At 61.6% G+C, this 16,782-nt stretch carries 25 protein-coding genes; 2 read left to right on the plus strand and 23 right to left on the minus strand.

Annotation, left to right across the window (positions count from 1 at the left end; all coding sequences use genetic code 11):
- Nucleotides 1-134: 134 nt before the first annotated feature.
- From RMR13_RS14915 to RMR13_RS14950, 8 genes are all read right to left on the minus strand, one after another.
- Entirely contained in the window at nt 135-584 is a 450-nt protein-coding gene (locus RMR13_RS14915; RefSeq protein ID WP_310601420.1) for a hypothetical protein, read from the minus strand.
- 157 nt (nt 585-741) lie between these two features.
- Nucleotides 742-963, minus strand: a complete 222-nt coding sequence (locus RMR13_RS14920; protein ID WP_310601421.1) for a hypothetical protein — start codon at nt 961-963, stop codon at nt 742-744.
- 39 nt (nt 964-1,002) lie between these two features.
- On the minus strand, nt 1,003-1,515 hold the full coding sequence (locus tag RMR13_RS14925) for a hypothetical protein (protein ID WP_310601422.1): 513 nt from the start codon (nt 1,513-1,515) through the stop codon (nt 1,003-1,005).
- Entirely contained in the window at nt 1,515-2,006 is a 492-nt protein-coding gene (locus RMR13_RS14930) for a glycosyl hydrolase 108 family protein (protein ID WP_310601423.1), read from the minus strand. The genes RMR13_RS14925 and RMR13_RS14930 overlap by 1 nt, the downstream gene beginning before the upstream one ends.
- A complete protein-coding gene (locus RMR13_RS14935; protein WP_310601424.1) occupies nt 1,987-2,163 on the minus strand; it encodes a hypothetical protein in 177 nt (58 codons plus the stop codon). The genes RMR13_RS14930 and RMR13_RS14935 overlap by 20 nt, the downstream gene beginning before the upstream one ends.
- On the minus strand, nt 2,163-2,549 hold the full coding sequence (locus tag RMR13_RS14940; RefSeq protein WP_310601425.1) for a hypothetical protein: 387 nt from the start codon (nt 2,547-2,549) through the stop codon (nt 2,163-2,165). Before RMR13_RS14940 ends, RMR13_RS14935 begins: the two co-directional genes overlap by 1 nt.
- Entirely contained in the window at nt 2,546-4,723 is a 2,178-nt protein-coding gene (locus RMR13_RS14945; protein ID WP_310601426.1) for a phage tail protein, read from the minus strand. Before RMR13_RS14945 ends, RMR13_RS14940 begins: the two co-directional genes overlap by 4 nt.
- Nucleotides 4,723-4,962, minus strand: coding sequence for a hypothetical protein (locus RMR13_RS14950; RefSeq protein WP_310601427.1), 240 nt, complete (start codon nt 4,960-4,962; stop codon nt 4,723-4,725). The genes RMR13_RS14945 and RMR13_RS14950 overlap by 1 nt, the downstream gene beginning before the upstream one ends.
- A 44-nt stretch (nt 4,963-5,006) precedes the next feature.
- On the opposite strand from RMR13_RS14950, the gene RMR13_RS14955 reads away from it, so the two are divergent.
- Together RMR13_RS14955 and RMR13_RS14960 are read left to right on the plus strand one after the other, a co-directional pair.
- Nucleotides 5,007-5,279, plus strand: coding sequence for a BrnT family toxin (locus RMR13_RS14955; protein ID WP_310601428.1), 273 nt, complete (start codon nt 5,007-5,009; stop codon nt 5,277-5,279).
- Nucleotides 5,239-5,541 (plus strand): BrnA antitoxin family protein, encoded by a 303-nt coding sequence (locus RMR13_RS14960; RefSeq protein WP_310601429.1) that lies wholly within the window; start codon nt 5,239-5,241, stop codon nt 5,539-5,541. Before RMR13_RS14955 ends, RMR13_RS14960 begins: the two co-directional genes overlap by 41 nt.
- Nucleotides 5,542-5,577: 36 nt before the next feature.
- Here RMR13_RS14960 and RMR13_RS14965 read toward each other — a convergent pair whose 3' ends face one another.
- From RMR13_RS14965 to RMR13_RS15035, 15 genes are all read right to left on the minus strand, one after another.
- On the minus strand, nt 5,578-5,805 hold the full coding sequence (locus RMR13_RS14965; protein WP_310601430.1) for a hypothetical protein: 228 nt from the start codon (nt 5,803-5,805) through the stop codon (nt 5,578-5,580).
- Between the two features lie 20 nt (nt 5,806-5,825).
- Entirely contained in the window at nt 5,826-6,623 is a 798-nt protein-coding gene (locus RMR13_RS14970) for a phage BR0599 family protein (protein ID WP_310601431.1), read from the minus strand.
- Complete coding sequence (locus RMR13_RS14975) at nt 6,620-8,179, minus strand: hypothetical protein (protein ID WP_310601432.1); 1,560 nt, start codon at nt 8,177-8,179, stop codon at nt 6,620-6,622. The genes RMR13_RS14970 and RMR13_RS14975 overlap by 4 nt, the downstream gene beginning before the upstream one ends.
- Nucleotide 8,180: 1 nt before the next feature.
- Nucleotides 8,181-8,462 (minus strand): hypothetical protein, encoded by a 282-nt coding sequence (locus RMR13_RS14980; RefSeq protein ID WP_310601433.1) that lies wholly within the window; start codon nt 8,460-8,462, stop codon nt 8,181-8,183.
- Nucleotides 8,463-8,465: 3 nt separating this feature from the next.
- On the minus strand, nt 8,466-8,795 hold the full coding sequence (locus RMR13_RS14985) for a hypothetical protein (RefSeq protein WP_310601434.1): 330 nt from the start codon (nt 8,793-8,795) through the stop codon (nt 8,466-8,468).
- An 11-nt stretch (nt 8,796-8,806) separates the two neighbouring features.
- Nucleotides 8,807-9,634 carry a hypothetical protein gene (locus RMR13_RS14990; RefSeq protein WP_310601435.1) on the minus strand — a complete coding sequence of 276 codons (828 nt, stop codon included), beginning with the start codon at nt 9,632-9,634 and terminating at the stop codon, nt 8,807-8,809.
- Entirely contained in the window at nt 9,634-10,506 is an 873-nt protein-coding gene (locus tag RMR13_RS14995; RefSeq protein ID WP_310601436.1) for a hypothetical protein, read from the minus strand. Before RMR13_RS14995 ends, RMR13_RS14990 begins: the two co-directional genes overlap by 1 nt.
- Nucleotides 10,507-10,515: 9 nt before the next feature.
- Nucleotides 10,516-13,089, minus strand: coding sequence for a tape measure protein (locus RMR13_RS15000; protein WP_310601437.1), 2,574 nt, complete (start codon nt 13,087-13,089; stop codon nt 10,516-10,518).
- A gap of 40 nt (nt 13,090-13,129) precedes the next feature.
- A complete protein-coding gene (locus RMR13_RS15005) occupies nt 13,130-13,510 on the minus strand; it encodes a hypothetical protein (protein ID WP_310601438.1) in 381 nt (126 codons plus the stop codon).
- A 70-nt stretch (nt 13,511-13,580) separates the two neighbouring features.
- A complete protein-coding gene (locus RMR13_RS15010) occupies nt 13,581-14,315 on the minus strand; it encodes a hypothetical protein (RefSeq protein WP_310601439.1) in 735 nt (244 codons plus the stop codon).
- Nucleotides 14,316-14,328: 13 nt separating this feature from the next.
- Nucleotides 14,329-14,796, minus strand: coding sequence for a hypothetical protein (locus RMR13_RS15015; protein ID WP_310601440.1), 468 nt, complete (start codon nt 14,794-14,796; stop codon nt 14,329-14,331).
- Entirely contained in the window at nt 14,793-15,371 is a 579-nt protein-coding gene (locus RMR13_RS15020; RefSeq protein ID WP_310601441.1) for a hypothetical protein, read from the minus strand. Before RMR13_RS15020 ends, RMR13_RS15015 begins: the two co-directional genes overlap by 4 nt.
- A 48-nt stretch (nt 15,372-15,419) precedes the next feature.
- Entirely contained in the window at nt 15,420-15,710 is a 291-nt protein-coding gene (locus RMR13_RS15025; RefSeq protein WP_310601442.1) for a hypothetical protein, read from the minus strand.
- Nucleotides 15,707-15,892 carry a hypothetical protein gene (locus tag RMR13_RS15030; protein WP_310601443.1) on the minus strand — a complete coding sequence of 62 codons (186 nt, stop codon included), beginning with the start codon at nt 15,890-15,892 and terminating at the stop codon, nt 15,707-15,709. Before RMR13_RS15030 ends, RMR13_RS15025 begins: the two co-directional genes overlap by 4 nt.
- A 30-nt stretch (nt 15,893-15,922) precedes the next feature.
- Nucleotides 15,923-16,771, minus strand: coding sequence for a P22 phage major capsid protein family protein (locus RMR13_RS15035; protein ID WP_310601444.1), 849 nt, complete (start codon nt 16,769-16,771; stop codon nt 15,923-15,925).
- Nucleotides 16,772-16,782 lie beyond the last annotated feature (11 nt).

Here is a 16,782-nt window from a genome sequence, read left to right on the forward strand (position 1 = left end):
CGGTTCAACGATCGCCCAAAATTCATCCGAGATTTCCCAGGTTCTAACACGTGCCATTTCTGCCCCCGTTGCATGATTTGCAACGGAATATGAACTAATAGCTCATAAATTACCAGTAATTTATTTATAGATAATCACTTACTATTGCCCGAGATGCCTGCGGCGGCCGTCAGGTTGGCGCTCAGCGGCTGGTAAGTATTTGGAGCGACTCCAATGGTGGCTGTGCCGCTCGATTCGGCAATCGTGATGCCGATCCCGGCCGAGATCCCTATAGCCCCATCATAGGCCGTGCCCAGAGTCTGAATAGCGGACTGGATGTTGGTGGTGCCGGAGAGGGTGGTTCCGGTGAACGAACCGAACAGGTTCGAACCGGAGACCGCCGGCAGTTTGGCGGAAGCGTTGAGCTGCACCAGGTTGTTTGCCGCCGTTCCCACCGTGTAGCTCGGCCCCCATTCGCTGCCCGTCGAGCTGGGTACGCCTGCGGCGGGATAGACCATGGTGGCCTCGGATGTAGCGACAAACGCCTGGCCAGACAGGGCAAGGGTCAATGCAGCCGATAACAACAGAATATGCCTCAATTTCATCGTTTTCCTCCTTAGGCTGATGGGATGACAAAAAAACGCCCTAATATTGTATTGGTTGCAACGAATGGCACATTTTTGTCAAGTCAATAGCGATACCCAAGGTTCGGAATCTCGTTGGGTTGGAGCTGCGCCGCTGCCGGATTGAAATGCAGCGCCTTTATTTCTCCCGCCCGTATTTCTTTGCCATGTCCTGGTAGTCGTTCCACTGATCCATCACCCGGTCGACCGGTTCGCAGGGGATGAGCGCAACAGGATTGCATTCGCGCCAAGGCGTTTTGCAGTAAAAACGCTGGCGGAGGACGTTGGCGACCATGGCCAGGATCAGGAGCAAGATGACGGCGATGCCAATTTTGCGGACGATATGTATAGGGTAGTTCATTTTTTTATCAACTTGGCGGACGGCCTGTATAGAGTTCGCTCATTTTTTTACCAGTAAGTCGGTTTTTGCGGCGCTGCCGGCGGTGGTTCCGAACCAGAACGCCATCACCATGCCCCAGGCGGTGGAGAGACTGCCCAACATCAACAGCAGGGCCTGGGACTCGGAGGCGTGGAACCATCCGGCCAGCATCCCAATCAGCACCGCGAAGTAGCCCCCTGTCACCATCATCGACAAGGATGCCGGGATTTTCGAACGCATGGCCACCTGCATGGCCCGGGCGTCCTTGCGATCCGCCACCGCCAGGGCCTCCAGATCCTTGACCTGGGCAAAGCCCAGCTCCCGCATCCGGGCCGAGAACTCCAGGTCGGCCTGTTTGAGCGCCAGCATCTGTTCGGGCGAGGCTCCTGAGACCGCCTGCTTGAGGGCATCGGTGGTGGTTTCTCCCAGGCCCAGGGCGGAACATGCCGCCTGCACGGCCATGCCGCCGAGCGGGCCGGTCAGGGCCGTGCCGATCCACGGCGCCACGGTCTTGACGATGGCTTGCATATCCATCAGCCCACCGCCTTGAGCAGGTTGCCGACGATCCGGTTGGCCCAGCCTCGACCGAAGGTCGCCCAGGTGGGCAGCGAGGTCAGAAAACTCAACCGGGCCGCGTTGAAACTGATCACGATGGCCAACGGGTCGGCCTTGGCCACCGCCGCCATGGTCACCGGTCCGATGATGCCGTCGGCCGCAACCCCCACCGCCTCCTGCAGCCACCTGACCGCCACCACCGGCCCGGAGTTGACCGCGGCGTCGAAGCACTGGAACGCCACTTCGTAAGGCATCCGGTCGAACGCGGGGTTCCAGTACCGTTCCCGGTAGATCTTCCTGGCCACCTCGACCGGCATGGTCTTCATCGGGCCGGTGTAGCCGGCGCGCCGGGCCGTACCCGCGGTGATGCCCCACATGGTTTCCCCACCCGGATCGTTGGGATGGTTGGAATAGCCACCCTCGTTGCCGAGCAGGTCGGTAAAGGCCCGGTCAAAATTTGTTTCCGCCATGATTTTTCCTCCATCGGTTTGTAAAAATCCACATCGTGTAACCTGCCAGGGCCGATCCCGGAGCCAGATACTGCAACGCAAAGAACCCCAAAGCCATGGCCGACACCAGCCATGGCCATGATCGATACAGCCATTCCGGTACCACGATTTTCGTCATTATGTTTTCCGCCATCCCCTGCGGTCACCGTCCGGATGTCCCTGGTCGTGGTGGCGGCGTTCGAGCCGGCCGAAGATGGCCTCGATGTCTTTTTCCGCCGCGCATACTCGGGTATCGAGGGCGGCGATGTCCTTGTCGTGCCCGCCGTGGCGCTCGGCCTGTTCGAGCCGCAGGGCGCCGATGGACAGCTTGAAAGCGGCACAGACCGCGCTCTCGATGTCGGCCTTTATCTTGCCGCGCTCGGTGCGGAGTTCGTCGATGTCCCTGGCCAGTTGCTTGAGGGTGGTGTTGCGGTCGCTCAAATACCAGACTGCGGCAGCAACCCCGGTGAGCATTCCCCCGATCGCGCTCATGACCGCCAAGGCGGCGTTGATGTGTTCCGTCATGTTGCCCTCGCAACGGTCAGATTCCACTTGTTCAGACTGATCAGGCTCCCGCGACGGCTCTCCAGCTCGATCCGCAGGCTGGTGTTGAGCCGGGGCGCCTGAAAGCCGCTGTCGGTGCGCTCGTCGGCCAGGGCATAGGTGTAACCGGTACCGGTCAGGCCGATGGTGCGCAGCAGGGATCCGGTCTCGCCGTAGATGCGCAGGGTATAGGCCACCCCGGTCTCTGGGCCGATGTCGCCGTCGTCCTGGCGGTTGAGGGTTACGGTCTGCATGGTCCGGTCTCGGTGGGCCCAGGAGAGGACCAGCTCGGCAGCGGCACCGATGGACTCCGGCCACCGGCTTCCGTTGATCTTGACATTGCCCGGCGGATAGGGCCGCATCATCCGGCCCACGGTGGCCAGGGTGTCGGTGGGTGCGGCAGTAAGCGCGAGCCTGCCCTTGGCTGTCGAGGGCAGCAGCCGCACCTCCACCGTCTCGCCCACGGCCCGAAGGGTTTGGTCGAGCCCGTGCAGGCCCTGGTGGCACCACAGCCGGGCACCCATGGGATGTGCGACCGGAATAGTGTCGAGCACGCCCCGATTGACGGTCAGGGTGCCGGCCATCTCGTCCACCGCGACGATCCCCACCAGCTCGTCCTCCAGGGCGGCATACTGGCCGGGCTTGACCATGATGGGGTCGATGGGTTCCACCAGGTGCAGCACGGTCTCGACCTCGGGCGCTACGGCCACGGCCAGGCTGCCCACCCAGGGGAAGGAATCGATATCGCGCAGCGTCCATTCCGAGGCGCCGGCATTGCGGGCCCACATCTCGTAGTTAATGGCATCCGGGCTGGGGCGGCCGCAGTAGCACTGCACCAGGGTGGAGTCGTCGTCCAGCTCGGCCAATACCGCCTCGGTGTCGCCGAACTCCATGACAAACTGCCACCAGCCCAGCTCGCGTACCTGCCGGTACCGGGCCGCGGCCGGATCAGAGATCGGGTTGGCCCATTGGCTGTCCTCGGGCGTGGTCAGGGCGACCGCGCCCAGGCCGTAGACATCGCGCACCGCGGTGATTCGCAAGGGACTTTCGGCCAGTTCGCCGATCTCCACCGCATCGACCCGCATGATCATGTTCTCGATCCCGAGCGGCTTCCAGGAGAAGGCGAAACAGTCGCCCGGCTCCAGCTGGCTGCGGGTGCGGTTGACCAGCAAGGTGGCCGAGGCGATAGGCATGCACAGTTGCTGTAACTCGCGGGATGCGGCCCGGGCGGCCAACGAGGCCGAGGCGATGCCGACGAACTCAAGGGTGGTGGCGTTGACCTGGCCGTCGGTGCGGGCCAGGCCGGCGATATCCTGCACGGTCACGGCTTGGGGCTGGTTTTCTCGGTCCACCCAGTTGACGGTCACCTGGTTGACGGCCTCGCCGGCGGAAGGAGCGGTGAAGTCGACCAGCTCGATGATGTTGGACTCGTTCAGCACGGCCAGGGCGCCGAGGTTGTAATCGTTGCGGATCAGCTTGAGCTTGAGCAGACCGGTGACGTGGCTGAAAAACACCTTGGCGTCGATGTGGTCGCAGATGATGCCGATGAAATCCTCGATGGTGGAGTTCTTGGCCCAGAGCAGGGACAATCCGAACCGTTCGGCGGCCAGCAGATTGGCGGCGGTCTGGAAGCTGGCTAGGTCGATATCGGCCAGGGGATAGCCCAGGCCGCCCCAGGAGGTGTTGGTCAGCGCTTCGAGCAGGATATGGGTCGGGTTCATGCCAAGATGACCGTCGTCATCGAAAATGCCGGCCAGGTCGTCGCGCCAGCCGATGCGGGTGCGGCAACCGAGGATCGACCATTCCTTGACATAGGGGTTGTTGGCCGAGAGCATGCATCTGCGGGCGATCAGGGCGAACAAGCCGCGAAAGGCGGGCACCGTCCCGAGCACCGATTGCAGGTAGTCGTTGCGCGGCTGGTAGGGTCCGCCGAAACAGGCGTCGACCGTGCCCACCACGCCGCCCTCGCGGCTCTCGCCGCCAAAGAGGTTGGGCTGGTTGATACCGATGGCGGTATTGCCGGTCACCGAGCCGGTCCAGGCCCATTTCTCGCCGACCCGGATGCCGAGCAGGGCATCGAGGCCGTGGCAGAACACCAGGTGCAGGCCGGCATAATAGCGGTAGCCGGTGGTGTAGCACTTTTTACCACTGCCCATCAGACGCACCCCCTGTTGTCTTCCGTTGCCGGCACCGGCACCGGCGACCAACCCGAGGCCTCGGCAAAGGCCACAGCCCGGTGGGCCATGGCGCCGTTATCCAGGGCCAGCAACCGGTCGACCTCGATGCCCTCGGTTCGCAGCTCCCGCCAGGACACGCCATGCGCCTTGCACCAGCGGCGCATCTGCCGGTTGCAATAGCCCAGGGCTTTCAGGTGCCAGAAAGAGACTTTTCTCATGTTTTTTTGTTGTTAATCCGATTAAACGTTACTACAATAAATATATGGAAATTGAATTCGACCAGGACAAGCGCGATATCACCTTGCGGGAACGTGGGCTCGACTTTGCCGATGCCGCCGAAGTGTTTGCCGGGCCAGTTCTTACCGGCCAGGATACCAGGCAGGAATACGGCGAGCCTCGATTCATCACGATGGGGGTGCTCGACGCAAGACTTGTCGTCCTGGTCTGGACGCCACGCGGCCCCAAGCGCCGCATAATTTCGATGAGGCATGCCAATGACCGCGAAAGAAAGAGATTCGAACGCTTCCTGGGTTGATCCGGATGCCGCACCGGAATTGACCGACGATTTTTTTGCCACCGCCAAGCCGTTCATCGGCGAACAAGAAATCTCGGCCGAGGAGTTCAAGGCCGAGGCAAGGAAGGCATTGCGCGGCCGGCCGGCGGGAAGTGGCGTCAAACAGTCCACAACCGTTCGTTTCGACACCGATGTGCTGGCCGCCTTCAAGGCAACCGGCAAGGGATGGCAAACACGCATGAACAACGCCCTGCGCGATTGGCTCAAGGAACATCGGCCATGAGGCATGTTCACCTTTGACCGTGTAGGCATGAAGCCCTCATTTCTTGCCCGAACAGGAGACAATGGGCGTGGTACCGACATCGCCGTACCAGACGCAGTTGGGGGTGTCGATCCGGCGGGTACCGAACAGCACCGGCACCGGGCCGGAGGAGTCGACCACCGTGGCCTGGACCTCGCCGGGGGTGACATTGGTTTGATTGCCCTTGGGCCGGAACAGCAGGGCTGAGACGATCTGCAGGCCGATCCACACCACCAGTTGCCACATCTTTTGTATCCTCCTCTCTCTCAGACCAGGGCGTCGCCGCTGAAGGGGTTTTTGCCGGGCAGAAACGGCAGGCCGCCGTAGTTGTCCAGGTTGCGGAACCGGTCGTTACAGCAGCCGGTCGAGCGGTCGCAGCCCGGCCACAAGGTCACGGCCTCGCCTTCGGTCAGATCGGCCACCGCGTCGACCAGGACGATCCGGTTGCCGGCATGGGCGACGATCATCCGGTATTCGGACCCGGCCCGGAGCATGCCACCGGTGAAATAGCCGGCGGGGCGGTTGGCCGCGGCCGCCACGGTGACCACGTTACCGCTGACCGTGGCGGCAATGCCCGCCACCTGCCAGGTATTGGCGTTCAACCTGCAGGCCGGGCCGTAGAGGGGATGGGGGCAGCCGATCTGGTAGACTCGGCGCAGTCCGGCCCGACGGAACAGGGTGAACACCGACTCGCTGGTCAGGGTGGCCACCGAGCCGGCCCACTTGCAGCCGGTGATCCTGCCTTTCCACAGCAGCACGAACTCGTTGTCCTCGTAATGATGGCGGTGGATGGTGACCACCATGGTTTGTGCCAGCCAGCCGGTGCGAAAGGGCAGGGCCACCGGGTTGGAGGCGCCGACCTCGATGTCGATGGCACTCTTGCGGGTGTCGCCGCCGCGGGTGAATCCGCCCCGCTTGACGTAGACCGGCTGGTAGAGGTCCTCGCCGAAGGCCACCTCGTGGTCGGCGCTGGTGTAGAGCCATTGTTCCTCAGCCATCGAGAAGCGGTACAACTCCAGGGGATGACCGGCATGGTCGGATTGTTCGCGGGCTACGTAGCTCATGGCAGCACCATAATGGGCAGGGTGACTTCCAGGCAGTCGCCGCCGTGCCACTTGAGGTCGATCTCGTCGGCGTCCAGGCGGCAGAGTTGCAGCCAGGCGCAGCGGTTGAGAGAGGCGGCCGAGATGTCGATCGACAAGGCGCCATCCAGGGTCAACCGTTCCTGGCCGGTGGGCAGGGTCTCGACCCCGGTGATCCGGCGGCGGATACGGGTGCCGTCGGTGGCGATCAGTTCGAGGTCGGTGTGAGCGGCGCTGCCGGAGAGGCCGTACTCGTAGGCGATGTTGTCGATGTCGATGGTGGTTGCTCCTGCCTGAGCAGGGGCGGCCAGCTCGAAACCCCTGTCCGTTGCCGGCAGCCAGAACGGGGCCAGACGGCCGGCGCAGTAAAACAAGAAGCGCAGGAACTGGTCGATGTTCAACCGGCCGATCAGGAGAAAGCGGGCGTTCCGGACCAGGACCGGCTCAAGCGACTGAATATCGAACTCAAGGGCGCCGGTGTCGTTGTCGAGCCGCACCCACTTGTTGTCCATGGTCTCCTCGTCATCATGCCACGGGGGCACGAACGGGCAGACCGGCAAGGTGCGGTAGGTATCCGGCGCCTCCATGGCGGGCATCAGCGATTCGTTCAGGGCCTCGAACCGGAGCCGCCAATCGGCCACCTCCTCGGTGAAGCGGGAGACCCGGCGCTGGCTGAGCGCCACCCCGTAGCGGCCCGGCGCCACCGGGCTGTGAGCGGGCCAATCGAACTCGAAGGGGGAATCCACCGCCACGTAGCCGGCGCCGATGCCGGTGACCCGCCGGATCTCGAACCGGTCCCAGGAATCGTAGACCGCCAGCCAGCGGTCGATGGCAAAGTCGAACAAGGCCGGCCGGTCGAGGTAGGCCACCGACTCACCGGCCGCAATCGGCGCGTTCAGCCGGGATTCGTCCCGCCAGACCGGGGTGAACAGGCGCCTGGTCTTGCGCAACGAAAGCCAGGTCTCCAGCTTGCGGCGGGCATCGCCTGCGACCAACAGCCGCAGATCCCAGGCCCGGCGGGGCATGGTCCGCAACTGCACCCGCTGCTCAGTGCGGTCAAAGGCAATCATCACCTCGGTCTTCCATGCCAGCGACTCGGCCAGGCCGTCCTCCCAGTTGTGCGGCATGAACAGGTAGCCGATATCGCCGGACAGGTGCGGGGCCCTGGTGCCGTACAGGCGGAGGACGATGGAGCCGCAGGAAGAGAGGAAGGTCAACAGGCCGTCAAACGCCAGCGGCCCGTCGGTGGACACGTCGATAATCACCCGCTGCGAGCCACGGGCCGGAACGATCACCGGCGGAGCGACATCCCAGGCAATGCCCTCGGCCCCTTCGTCGCCTTTGATCGATTGCAGCACCGCATCGGCCAGCGAGCCGTTCCAGATGTAGATCGGTACCAGGGTATGGTCGGTGACATAGCCGACATCCCGTTGCGGCGGCAGGCCGAGGATGAAGCCCTGGGCCGAATAGTCGGTTGCCCTTGCTATCAAGCCTTCCATCGGCTTGAGCACCGGGGCTGCTATCTTGCCGGATGCCATTTCAGACGTGCCTCATAAACAAGGTCATACAGCCTTCCCACCACTCCATTCCGCTCCATTTCGTCACTCCTGCCGCGTTCCAGTGGACGACATCAATCGGGGTATTGTTGGCGAGATCGCCGGTGATGCAGGAGCGGAGTTCGGTCAACAGGTAGGGGATATCGGTCGGTTTGCCGTACTGATCGATGTTCGAGGTCTTGAACGGGCAATCGTACCACGGCACCTGGGCCGGGATTTGGCCGTAGATGGTGCCGTGCAGTAGGAGCAGCTCGTTCTTTCTCATCGTTTAGGCCCGCAACAGCTTCCAGGGGAAGGTTCGACCAACCAACCCTGCGGTCTGGGTGATCGTGCAGATGATCTCGGTATCGATCGGCACGGCGTCGCTGTACTTGTGCGGTTCGGCCTGGGCATCGCTGTACGTGTATTTGTAGGCGATACGCGAGGTCTCCCCGGACGCCCGTCGGGTCTTGATCCGAATCTCCACGGTATCGCCCTCGGCCAGGGCCGAGGTATCGACCATCAGCACGTAGACGCCGATCCCGGTCTGCTGAGTGAGCGAGTGTTCGGTGCCGACCGTGGCGGCGAGTGTGCCGTTGGCGGCTGCTACCAGTCCCATTTTGCCCCCCCCTAATTGCCAAGCTTGAAGAGATAGTCGCCGTAGGACGCGCCGATAGTAGCGGTCCTGGTGGGGACGATCTTGTATGTGTCTCCGCCGATCACCAATAGCTCGCCGTAATCGTAGAGCGTGCCGCCATTGCCCCGGAATACGCCCGGCAAGAAAAACAGCGGATGGTATTTTGTGTAGTCCGAGGCATTGCGGAGCATTATCATCACCGGGACCGGCATGACGGCCTGGTTATAAAAAAACGGCTGGTGCCTGGCAGCCAGGTCATTGCCTGCTTCCGACCCGGCAATGGAGCCGACCGAGGTGGTGCCGGTCACGGTCCAGGCATTGTTGACGTATACCGTAGCATAGCCGCCGTTTGAGCCGCTGATGCTACTGTCACCCAATCCGCTGTTGTTGCCGCACATGATCCCGGTCCCACCGTTCCAGTTGCCCACCTTGTCGGGGCCGTGGATGAAAAAGCTCCAGTACGGGATACCGCTGGTATTCAACACCCCGATGTAGAGCGCCCCGGCCACCGAGATCAAATGGGCGGTGTAGCCCGGATAGATAGTGATAGACCTGCTGGTGGAGGTGATCGGGTCCTTGCCGGGCTGGTCGTTGGGAGCGTTGCCTGCCGCGTACCCCAAGCAAGCGTAGCAAATTATCCGGTTGCTTGAGTACGAGTAAATATCGAAATGAGCGTCGCTTTTATGGAAGTGCAGCCGCCAGTATGAGCCGCTATAGGTCCCATTGAAATCGATTGCCCAGCCGTTTTCGGCCAGGAAGGCGGCCAGGTCGATCAGAAACTGGTTGACGGTGGAGCATGCCACCGATTGATAGGTTGCCATCAGTCCATCCTCAATGCACAGTAGTCGCCGTATCCGGTGCGGCTGCCGTCCTGGAACACCATGTGATTGACGCCGTTGACCGTGACGATGTTCTCCGAGCTGTTGTTGTAGCCGGTGACCCGGTACAGCCCCTCAAATGTGCCGAGCACGCCGGTGTTATTGCTTGAGACCACGTAGATCGGCTCAAGCAAGTACGAGCCGTCCAGGGCGGTCAACATGTTGATCCGGTTGGCGTCGTTAAAAGTCAAAGTGCTGATTGCCGGGTTGTTGTCGTTGTTGTTGCCACCGGTCAAGCCCCCCCAACTTCCGCCCGGATATACCAGGCGGCCTGAATATTCGTTTCGGCCGAAGTAACTCCAGTAGGAGTCGAGAGAGCCGGAGTAGTTCATCCGCAACGGGGCGTCGGTGTTTGAGCCTTTGCCGCCGCCGACAAACAGCGGGTAGGGGTATTGGGCATCAGTGGCCGGGACGGTCAGCAACCCGAGGTGGACGTGCTGGTAGGTGGTGCTGACCTTGGCCACCAGGATGATCCGCCTCGGGGTGGCAACCATCCAATAGGGGATCGGTTGATTCCAAAAATGGGCGGCGACGTACCATCCGGCCTCCCGGCTGGAGCGCGGCTGCCGATCAAGGGTGCGACCGGGACGCCAGCCCCAGGAACCGACCATCGACCAGTTGTAGTAGTTGTTGGCCTGGTCCTCGTAGGTTTCGACCCCGACATAAATCTCGTCGATTCCGGCCAGGCCGGTGCCTTTGAGAAAGAGTTTGTCAGTGGTCTGCTCCAGCACAACCCAGCCGTTGGCCGAGGCAAAGGTGGCCATGACGGCGAGCAAGTCCTTGTAGTTGGCGGCGGTGCCGGCGGTGTAAGCCATTTTTTGTCTTCAGCCTCCGATCAGGGTGCGGATGGTGGAACCGTTGCGGCGGATCATGTTGAGCAGCACAGTCTCGCCGTCGGCCGAGCGCATATAATCCCCAACTTGGTTGCGGTCGTTGACATTGACGATGCGGAGATTGACGTCGCCGGCCTTGACCGTGGTTTGCGGTTCGGCCGCAGGCATGCCGCCCTGGGCCAACCGGAAGCCGGAAGGAACAGTCGGCACGGTGCCGCCGGCCAGGGCATGGGCGATATGGCGGGGAAATTCCAGCCGTCGCAGCCGCTCCATGAAATTGACGCCATAATATTCGACCGCCCGCACCGGCTGCATGAACTCGCCGGCCGTGGCCCAAATCGGAATATTGTCGGCTGTCCGGGACGAGCTCCAGCCGCCCACCGAACCACCACCCGCCAGGCCCTGGACCGCGCCGTCGGCAAAGCCCATCATGGCGAACAGTCCGCCGCTGCCACCACTTCCGCCGCCGGTGGCGCCCATCAGGGCGTTCATCAACAGTTGCTTGAGGATGACCTGGGAGAGCCAGGAGATGGTCGAGCGGGCAAAGTTGGACAGGGCCTCGCCGGCACTCTCGGTGCCCATGATGAACCCATCCCAGGCCGAGACCAGGCCGCCGGAAATTTGGTCGGCGATGTCGGCCCCGATGGAGATCATCATCTCGCCGTCCGACTCCATTCGCTCGCGGGCCTGCCGGATACCCTCGCCAAAGGCGGCGCCCATGTCGTCGCCGGCTCCGATCAGCTTGGTCCTGGCTTCATCCTCATCGATTGTGCCGAGAGCCAGGGCGGCACGGACCGCCGCCTGGTACTCCTGGGCCGAGACGATACCGCGCCGCCATGATTTCTCGACATCGTCCATGCGGGTATTGGCCAGATCGCGCAGCCGATCGTTGAGCTGGGTTTCGTTTTGGACCAGCAGGGCGGCCAGATCGGACTCGGCCCGGATGACATCAGCCTGGTTGGCATTGGGGTCGGCCTTGATGGCGGCCAGTTCCTGACGCTTGAGACTGACCCGCTCCGCCATGATCCGCCGTTCGATGGCGAGTTCGGCCTCGGCCCGGACAAGTTTGGATGGCAGTTTGGAGGCTTCAATTTTCTCCATCTCCATGGCCAGGATCTTCTCCTGGCTGGCGGCCCGCATCTTTGCTTCCGCTATTTTCTTCTGCTCCTCGTACAGCTTCTTGGCCTCAGCGGCCGCTTTCTTGGCTGCGGCCGCGGCTTCCTTCGACGATTTGGCTGATTCCTGAGCTCCGGCAGCTTGAACCCGAAACTGAGCCAGCCGGTCGGAGGTGTTGGCTGCGGCCGCCTTTTGCTGGGCATTATATTCCGTCCGGAGCTGCCGGGCCTTCTCTCGCTCCTCATCGCTGGCCTTGATGGTGGCTTCGCGCTGGTCCAGGATAGCATTGCTCGACGCTTCGCGGGCGGTGTCGATGTTCTGGAGTTCCAGTTCGAGCTGGGCGCCGATCCCGGCAAAGCTCTGGTCGTTGAAGATGGCGGCGACGCCGTTTTTGAAGGCCCTGGCGTAGGCGGTCACCTTGTCCAGTCCAGCCGCCACGTTGACGGTCATCAGGCCGATGAAGGCCCGGACATTCTCCGGGAACCGGCGGAAAGCATCGATCAGAAAATTGACCGAATCCTGGCCGTTGACTTCGAGTTGGTGCATCTCCCCGATCACGATGGCAACGGCGGCGCGGGCATCGTCGGCCCATCCGGAGAACTGCACCCCTGTGGCCCGCAGGTTGCCTTCCAATTCGCCGGAGGCAATTTGGGCGTTGAGTTCCTCTAGGGCTCCAATGGCGGTACGCACACTGTCGGCAATAATGTCGCCAATTCCAGCCTGGGAGATGTTGAGGAAAACCTTGTCCCACTCGTCGCCCAAATTGGACAACGCCCCGTCCAGGGTAGCCATCCGGTTGGACATGGCGTCGCCGAAATTGACCTCACCCAGCTTGATCAGGTATTCCTCGATCTCCCTGGCGTTCTTGCCCACCGTGGTGGTCACGCCCCGGAAAGTAAAGCTGACCTTGTCGCCTTCCTGACGGGCCTTGATGCCAAATTCCTTGAGACGCTCGAACTCGAAGGTGGCGGCATCGGCTACCGCCTCGATCATCTGGTTGAGGTCCTTGCCCAAGGCGGAGCTGGTGTTGCCGTAGCTGGTCAGGGCGCGTTCGGACGGGTCGAGGCCGAAGTTGACCAGCTTGATAAACGAATCCGTGACCCCGGCCAGGTCATAGGGTGTTTTGGTGGCGAAATCCTGGATGGCGACAAAGGCCCGATCCGCCCCCTCAGCGCTGCCGGTGGCGGTGATCAGGCCAGCGTTCAATTTGTCGAACTCGCGGGAGACTCCGACCAGCTTCTGTATCCCGGCCGCCGCCGAGACCGTGGCTCCCAACGAGGCCACCATCCCGGCCACGGACCTGCCGACGTTGGTCAGCCCGCTTTCCACCTGTTTGGAACCGGTGAAAAAGGCCTTGAGCTGGGCGGTAGCCCGCTGGAATCCGGTGGTCAAGCCACGGTCGACCGCCGACAGGACGATCTCGATTTTGGATTGGGATTGACTGCTCATTTTTTAGCTTTTTTAGCGGCGATCAAGATATCGAGGGCGGTCAGGAAGAAGCTATATCCGTACTCCCAGACCCTGGGTCCATGACCGCTGGCAATGAGGATGCAAATTGCCCGATCGAGGTCCTTACGACCTTGTGAACCAGATCTATCATCGCCCGGTCCAAGCCGACCAGACGGGCAAACCCCAAAAAAGAGGCGTTGACCTCCTCAAATCCGTGCCACAATTCCTCGACTTCCGAGGGATACAGTTCCAACAGCGAATCCACTGTCAACTCGGGACAGGACAGTTGAAGCAATTCTTGCCCACGATCAAGAATCGACCCAGTATTTTCCCGGTTGACCAACTGACGCACGACATGCATCGGCAGTTCCTTGAGAGTGAACGATTTCTGGCCGATCTGGATTGTCTTAATTTTCTGCATGAGATCCTCTTTGTTGTGCACCCGTGAGACACAAAACCGGTTGTGTCTCACCGATGGCTATTTTTGATTGTCAAACCACCTCGAACGGCCAGGATTTGCCGTTGGGCGTGGTCATGGTGCCGGAGAAGGTCAATTCCGGGAAATCCTCGCCTATGAAGTCGAACTCGCCGTCGGCCCGCAGCTGCGCCCGCCACACCGTGACCAGCACCGGAGAGCCGTCGGCATTATTCTTACCGTCCAGCCGCAGGGCGACATTGACCATCGGCCGCGTCGCGCCGGTGATCTTGAATCCGGACTGGCCCAATTTGTTGCCCGAAACATGCAAGGTGGCGCCGTCGAGGTCCACGGTCAGCACCTTGACCATGCCAGTACGCTTGTTGACCTCGTAGTCGGTCCCTTCGATATAGGTATCGGTGTCGGTTGCATCCTTGACCATGCAGGTGTCGAGATCGACCGCGCCCACCTCGACCCAGCGGTCCTTGATGCCGGTAACCGTCGAGGTGTAGGGGCCGGTTGCCGCCGTTTGATCGACCGCGCTGCCCATGAAACTCGCGGCCAGCAAGGTGGGATCGTATCGGTTGAATACCAGCGAGACGGTCGAGCTGGTGATGCGGGTGTAGGAATCGGCGGTCTGGCCGAGCGTGTCGCGGCCGTTGAGCTTGTTCTCCTTGGTTTCCGTTTCCACCTTGGGCGCGAATTTCTTGCAATTGCCGACCAGCTGGAAGCCGGTGAGATTGCCGCTGTCATCGTAGAAATCCATGTAGAGATCGCCGCTGGCGACCAAGCCGAATTGTGTGTTGAGCATGATGATTCTCCAATTAATCGAGATGATAGCCCGCAAACTGTAAGAACAGGCGGCAGTGGTAGTACGGATGCGGCTGGATGCCTGGATTTCTGTTTTCAGGGTCGGGAGTGCCGATCGAAAACCTGACCCCATCCTTGAGCTTGTATGGCGCGAAACCTGGGTTTTCGGCAATTTTGCCCAGGGCCATGCACAGTCGATGGATATCCATGTTGCCATCGGCAACATTCCCCGAGGTGTAGATTCCCCCATCGAGGATCACCTCGAATTGCGTTGGCGCCCTATGATGAAACTCGCCCACATAGGGCAGCCAGCGCACATAAGGATATTCAGCACCTTCTTCCGTCGATGTTTTCGGTCGATCGAGCATCACGCCAATGACTTGCGGGGAAACGAGTGCTCCGGTCGGCGGATGCAGGGACCGCTGATCCGTGGTCAGGTCGGCCAACCTGTCGCCCAACAATTGGAAGAACCGATCGGTCATTGTTTTCCCCTTACATTGGTGAAGTAGTTGAGGTCCTGGGCGAATACCTTTTGAAAGTCCTGCGAAATGGCATCGAGATCCCGCTCCACCACTTTTTCAAACACCGCGTCGACCGGAACGGCGGCCCTGATCACGGGAAAACGGTGCTTCAAACGAGGATCGTCGGACAATCCCCTGTCTCCCGGACGTCTCTTGGTCGGATACAGTTCGGGAGAGAAAAATTTCGAGCGCAAACGAATCCACACCTTTTGCCGCCCGGTGTATATTGAGGCGAGGAACGCCCCGACATATTTCCGCTTGCCAACCATGACACCACTGAACGGCCGTCCCGGCTCGCCGTAAACACCGACCGCGCCGAGCCTGAACGGCGACACCGGATCCGTGCCGATCCAGACCTTGAGCACACTGTCTCCGGTTCTGACTGGATCGGAAAAGAACCGGCCGGATATGGCCTTCTGCGGCATGCGCAATTCCTTGGCCGCCTGCCGCTTGACACGGGTTTCGATCCGTTGGCGCATCTTGCGTAGCGCCGAGGCACGGGCCCGCATGACCTGCCTGGGTGTGGCGAATAACAAGGCGATTGTCCTGTCGATCCCTGATTGAGATACCTTAATATCCGTCATTTATGCCGTATCCCGTTCCATGGTCCAGACCACCAGGCCGGACAGTTTTTCCCTTATTGCGATAATGCTCCAGGTCACCCCGTCGACTTCGGTGTCGTGGCGGGCGCTTCGCTCGAAGGTGTCGCCGGCGATATGGCTCAACTCCTGGCGCGCGATCTGCACCCGGGCAAAGCTGTCGGGTTCGACCGCCAAGCCCTTGACCAGGCAGAACAGGTCGGTGCCGTCCACGACATGCACGGCCCCGCCGGATCGGTCGAGCATCATCCGCAGATCGTCGGGGGAATAGATCATTCCGCGATCGCCCAACCGTGTTCCTGCCAGTTGGCCACCTCATCCGGATGGACTTCGGCCGCGGTCGGCTCGCCGTAGACCGGATCGCGCTCCATGTGGATCAGGGTAATCTCCGGCTGAGGTTGCGGCCGACCATCTCCGGGAAAGCCGGGCGGCTGTTGTTGATCGTCTTTTTTTGCCATGATGTCGTCTCCTTAAGTAGGGTTTCGGGATCAGCCGAGCAGCAAGGAGATGTGCGCCGGCTTAACCGCCTTGACGCCCCATGCCATCTGGATGGCGAACTGGTTGGCCATATAGCCCCTGTAGAGGGCCACACGGAACGGCAGGCCGGACACCGGATCGATCATTATCATTTCGTCGTCGGCCTGATCCCCGCCTTCCGGGACCTTGGGCAGCCTGGCCAGGAGATGGATGGCGCTGCGGTCGAAGCACATGTTGGCGGCGTAGGAATCGCCGATGGTCATGACCGCATCGTCGGTCAGCGCTTGCACCAATCCGGGGGCATTGAGCGCCATGTTCCCGCCGGAAAGAGCGGCGCCGACCACATACTTGTTGAGGTCTCCGTTGAAGGTGACCACGTCGCCGGCATTCACCGGCCCGGATCCGGTATCCAGGGCAAGGGCGGTCGCTCCGGCGGCATAGCCGGCGGCGTTGTTGATTTGGTAGGCCGCTCCCGTGCCCTTGACCACGTTCCTGATCTGGGCCGACTCGCGGATCTTGGCGCCGGCAATGTCGAGCAGGACGCCCTGTTGCTGCAGGGTGGCCACGCTGGCACCGATGATGTCCGCCCTGGCCTGCTTGCCGATGATGTTCGTGCCGGCGGCGGTATTGATCACCAGCTGGATATCCGAGGTGGGGGCGCCGTTGTCCTTGAGGATCCTGACCACCTGGGCGGCGTCGGTGAAATCGCCGGCAATGCCGAACGGCGTGGTCCCTGGGGTGCCGTACGCCCTGGAGGCATGCATGTACAGCGCCGCCAGGTCGGCCTCGATCTGGTTGGTCAAGGTGCGGAACGCTTGGGCGAATTTGTTGTTCTCGATGGCGGTGCGCTTGGTTCCCAATCCCGCCTCGT

It is taken from the genome of Desulfobulbus sp. (genome assembly GCF_031547805.1).
In the GTDB taxonomy this organism is placed as follows: Bacteria; Desulfobacterota; Desulfobulbia; order Desulfobulbales; family Desulfobulbaceae; genus Desulfobulbus.

Coding starts and splice junctions, on each gene's coding strand:
- RMR13_RS15015 (WP_310601440.1), bottom strand. CDS start 14,796: ATGACCGATCGGTTCTTCCAATTGTTGGGCGACAGGTTGGCCGACCTG.
- RMR13_RS15000 (WP_310601437.1), bottom strand. CDS start 13,089: ATGAGCAGTCAATCCCAATCCAAAATCGAGATCGTCCTGTCGGCGGTC.
- RMR13_RS14960 (WP_310601429.1), top strand. CDS start 5,239: ATGACCGCGAAAGAAAGAGATTCGAACGCTTCCTGGGTTGATCCGGAT.
- RMR13_RS14925 (WP_310601422.1), bottom strand. CDS start 1,515: ATGGATATGCAAGCCATCGTCAAGACCGTGGCGCCGTGGATCGGCACG.
- RMR13_RS14975 (WP_310601432.1), bottom strand. CDS start 8,179: ATGGCATCCGGCAAGATAGCAGCCCCGGTGCTCAAGCCGATGGAAGGC.
- RMR13_RS15030 (WP_310601443.1), bottom strand. CDS start 15,892: ATGGCAAAAAAAGACGATCAACAACAGCCGCCCGGCTTTCCCGGAGAT.
- RMR13_RS14920 (WP_310601421.1), bottom strand. CDS start 963: ATGAACTACCCTATACATATCGTCCGCAAAATTGGCATCGCCGTCATC.
- RMR13_RS14930 (WP_310601423.1), bottom strand. CDS start 2,006: ATGGCGGAAACAAATTTTGACCGGGCCTTTACCGACCTGCTCGGCAAC.
- RMR13_RS14950 (WP_310601427.1), bottom strand. CDS start 4,962: ATGAGAAAAGTCTCTTTCTGGCACCTGAAAGCCCTGGGCTATTGCAAC.
- RMR13_RS14940 (WP_310601425.1), bottom strand. CDS start 2,549: ATGACGGAACACATCAACGCCGCCTTGGCGGTCATGAGCGCGATCGGG.
- RMR13_RS14915 (WP_310601420.1), bottom strand. CDS start 584: ATGAAATTGAGGCATATTCTGTTGTTATCGGCTGCATTGACCCTTGCC.
- RMR13_RS15025 (WP_310601442.1), bottom strand. CDS start 15,710: ATGATCTATTCCCCCGACGATCTGCGGATGATGCTCGACCGATCCGGC.
- RMR13_RS14985 (WP_310601434.1), bottom strand. CDS start 8,795: ATGGGACTGGTAGCAGCCGCCAACGGCACACTCGCCGCCACGGTCGGC.
- RMR13_RS14935 (WP_310601424.1), bottom strand. CDS start 2,163: ATGACGAAAATCGTGGTACCGGAATGGCTGTATCGATCATGGCCATGG.
- RMR13_RS14970 (WP_310601431.1), bottom strand. CDS start 6,623: ATGAGCTACGTAGCCCGCGAACAATCCGACCATGCCGGTCATCCCCTG.
- RMR13_RS14965 (WP_310601430.1), bottom strand. CDS start 5,805: ATGTGGCAACTGGTGGTGTGGATCGGCCTGCAGATCGTCTCAGCCCTG.
- RMR13_RS14955 (WP_310601428.1), top strand. CDS start 5,007: ATGGAAATTGAATTCGACCAGGACAAGCGCGATATCACCTTGCGGGAA.
- RMR13_RS14945 (WP_310601426.1), bottom strand. CDS start 4,723: ATGGGCAGTGGTAAAAAGTGCTACACCACCGGCTACCGCTATTATGCC.
- RMR13_RS14995 (WP_310601436.1), bottom strand. CDS start 10,506: ATGGCTTACACCGCCGGCACCGCCGCCAACTACAAGGACTTGCTCGCC.
- RMR13_RS15010 (WP_310601439.1), bottom strand. CDS start 14,315: ATGCTCAACACACAATTCGGCTTGGTCGCCAGCGGCGATCTCTACATG.
- RMR13_RS14990 (WP_310601435.1), bottom strand. CDS start 9,634: ATGGCAACCTATCAATCGGTGGCATGCTCCACCGTCAACCAGTTTCTG.
- RMR13_RS14980 (WP_310601433.1), bottom strand. CDS start 8,462: ATGAGAAAGAACGAGCTGCTCCTACTGCACGGCACCATCTACGGCCAA.
- RMR13_RS15005 (WP_310601438.1), bottom strand. CDS start 13,510: ATGCAGAAAATTAAGACAATCCAGATCGGCCAGAAATCGTTCACTCTC.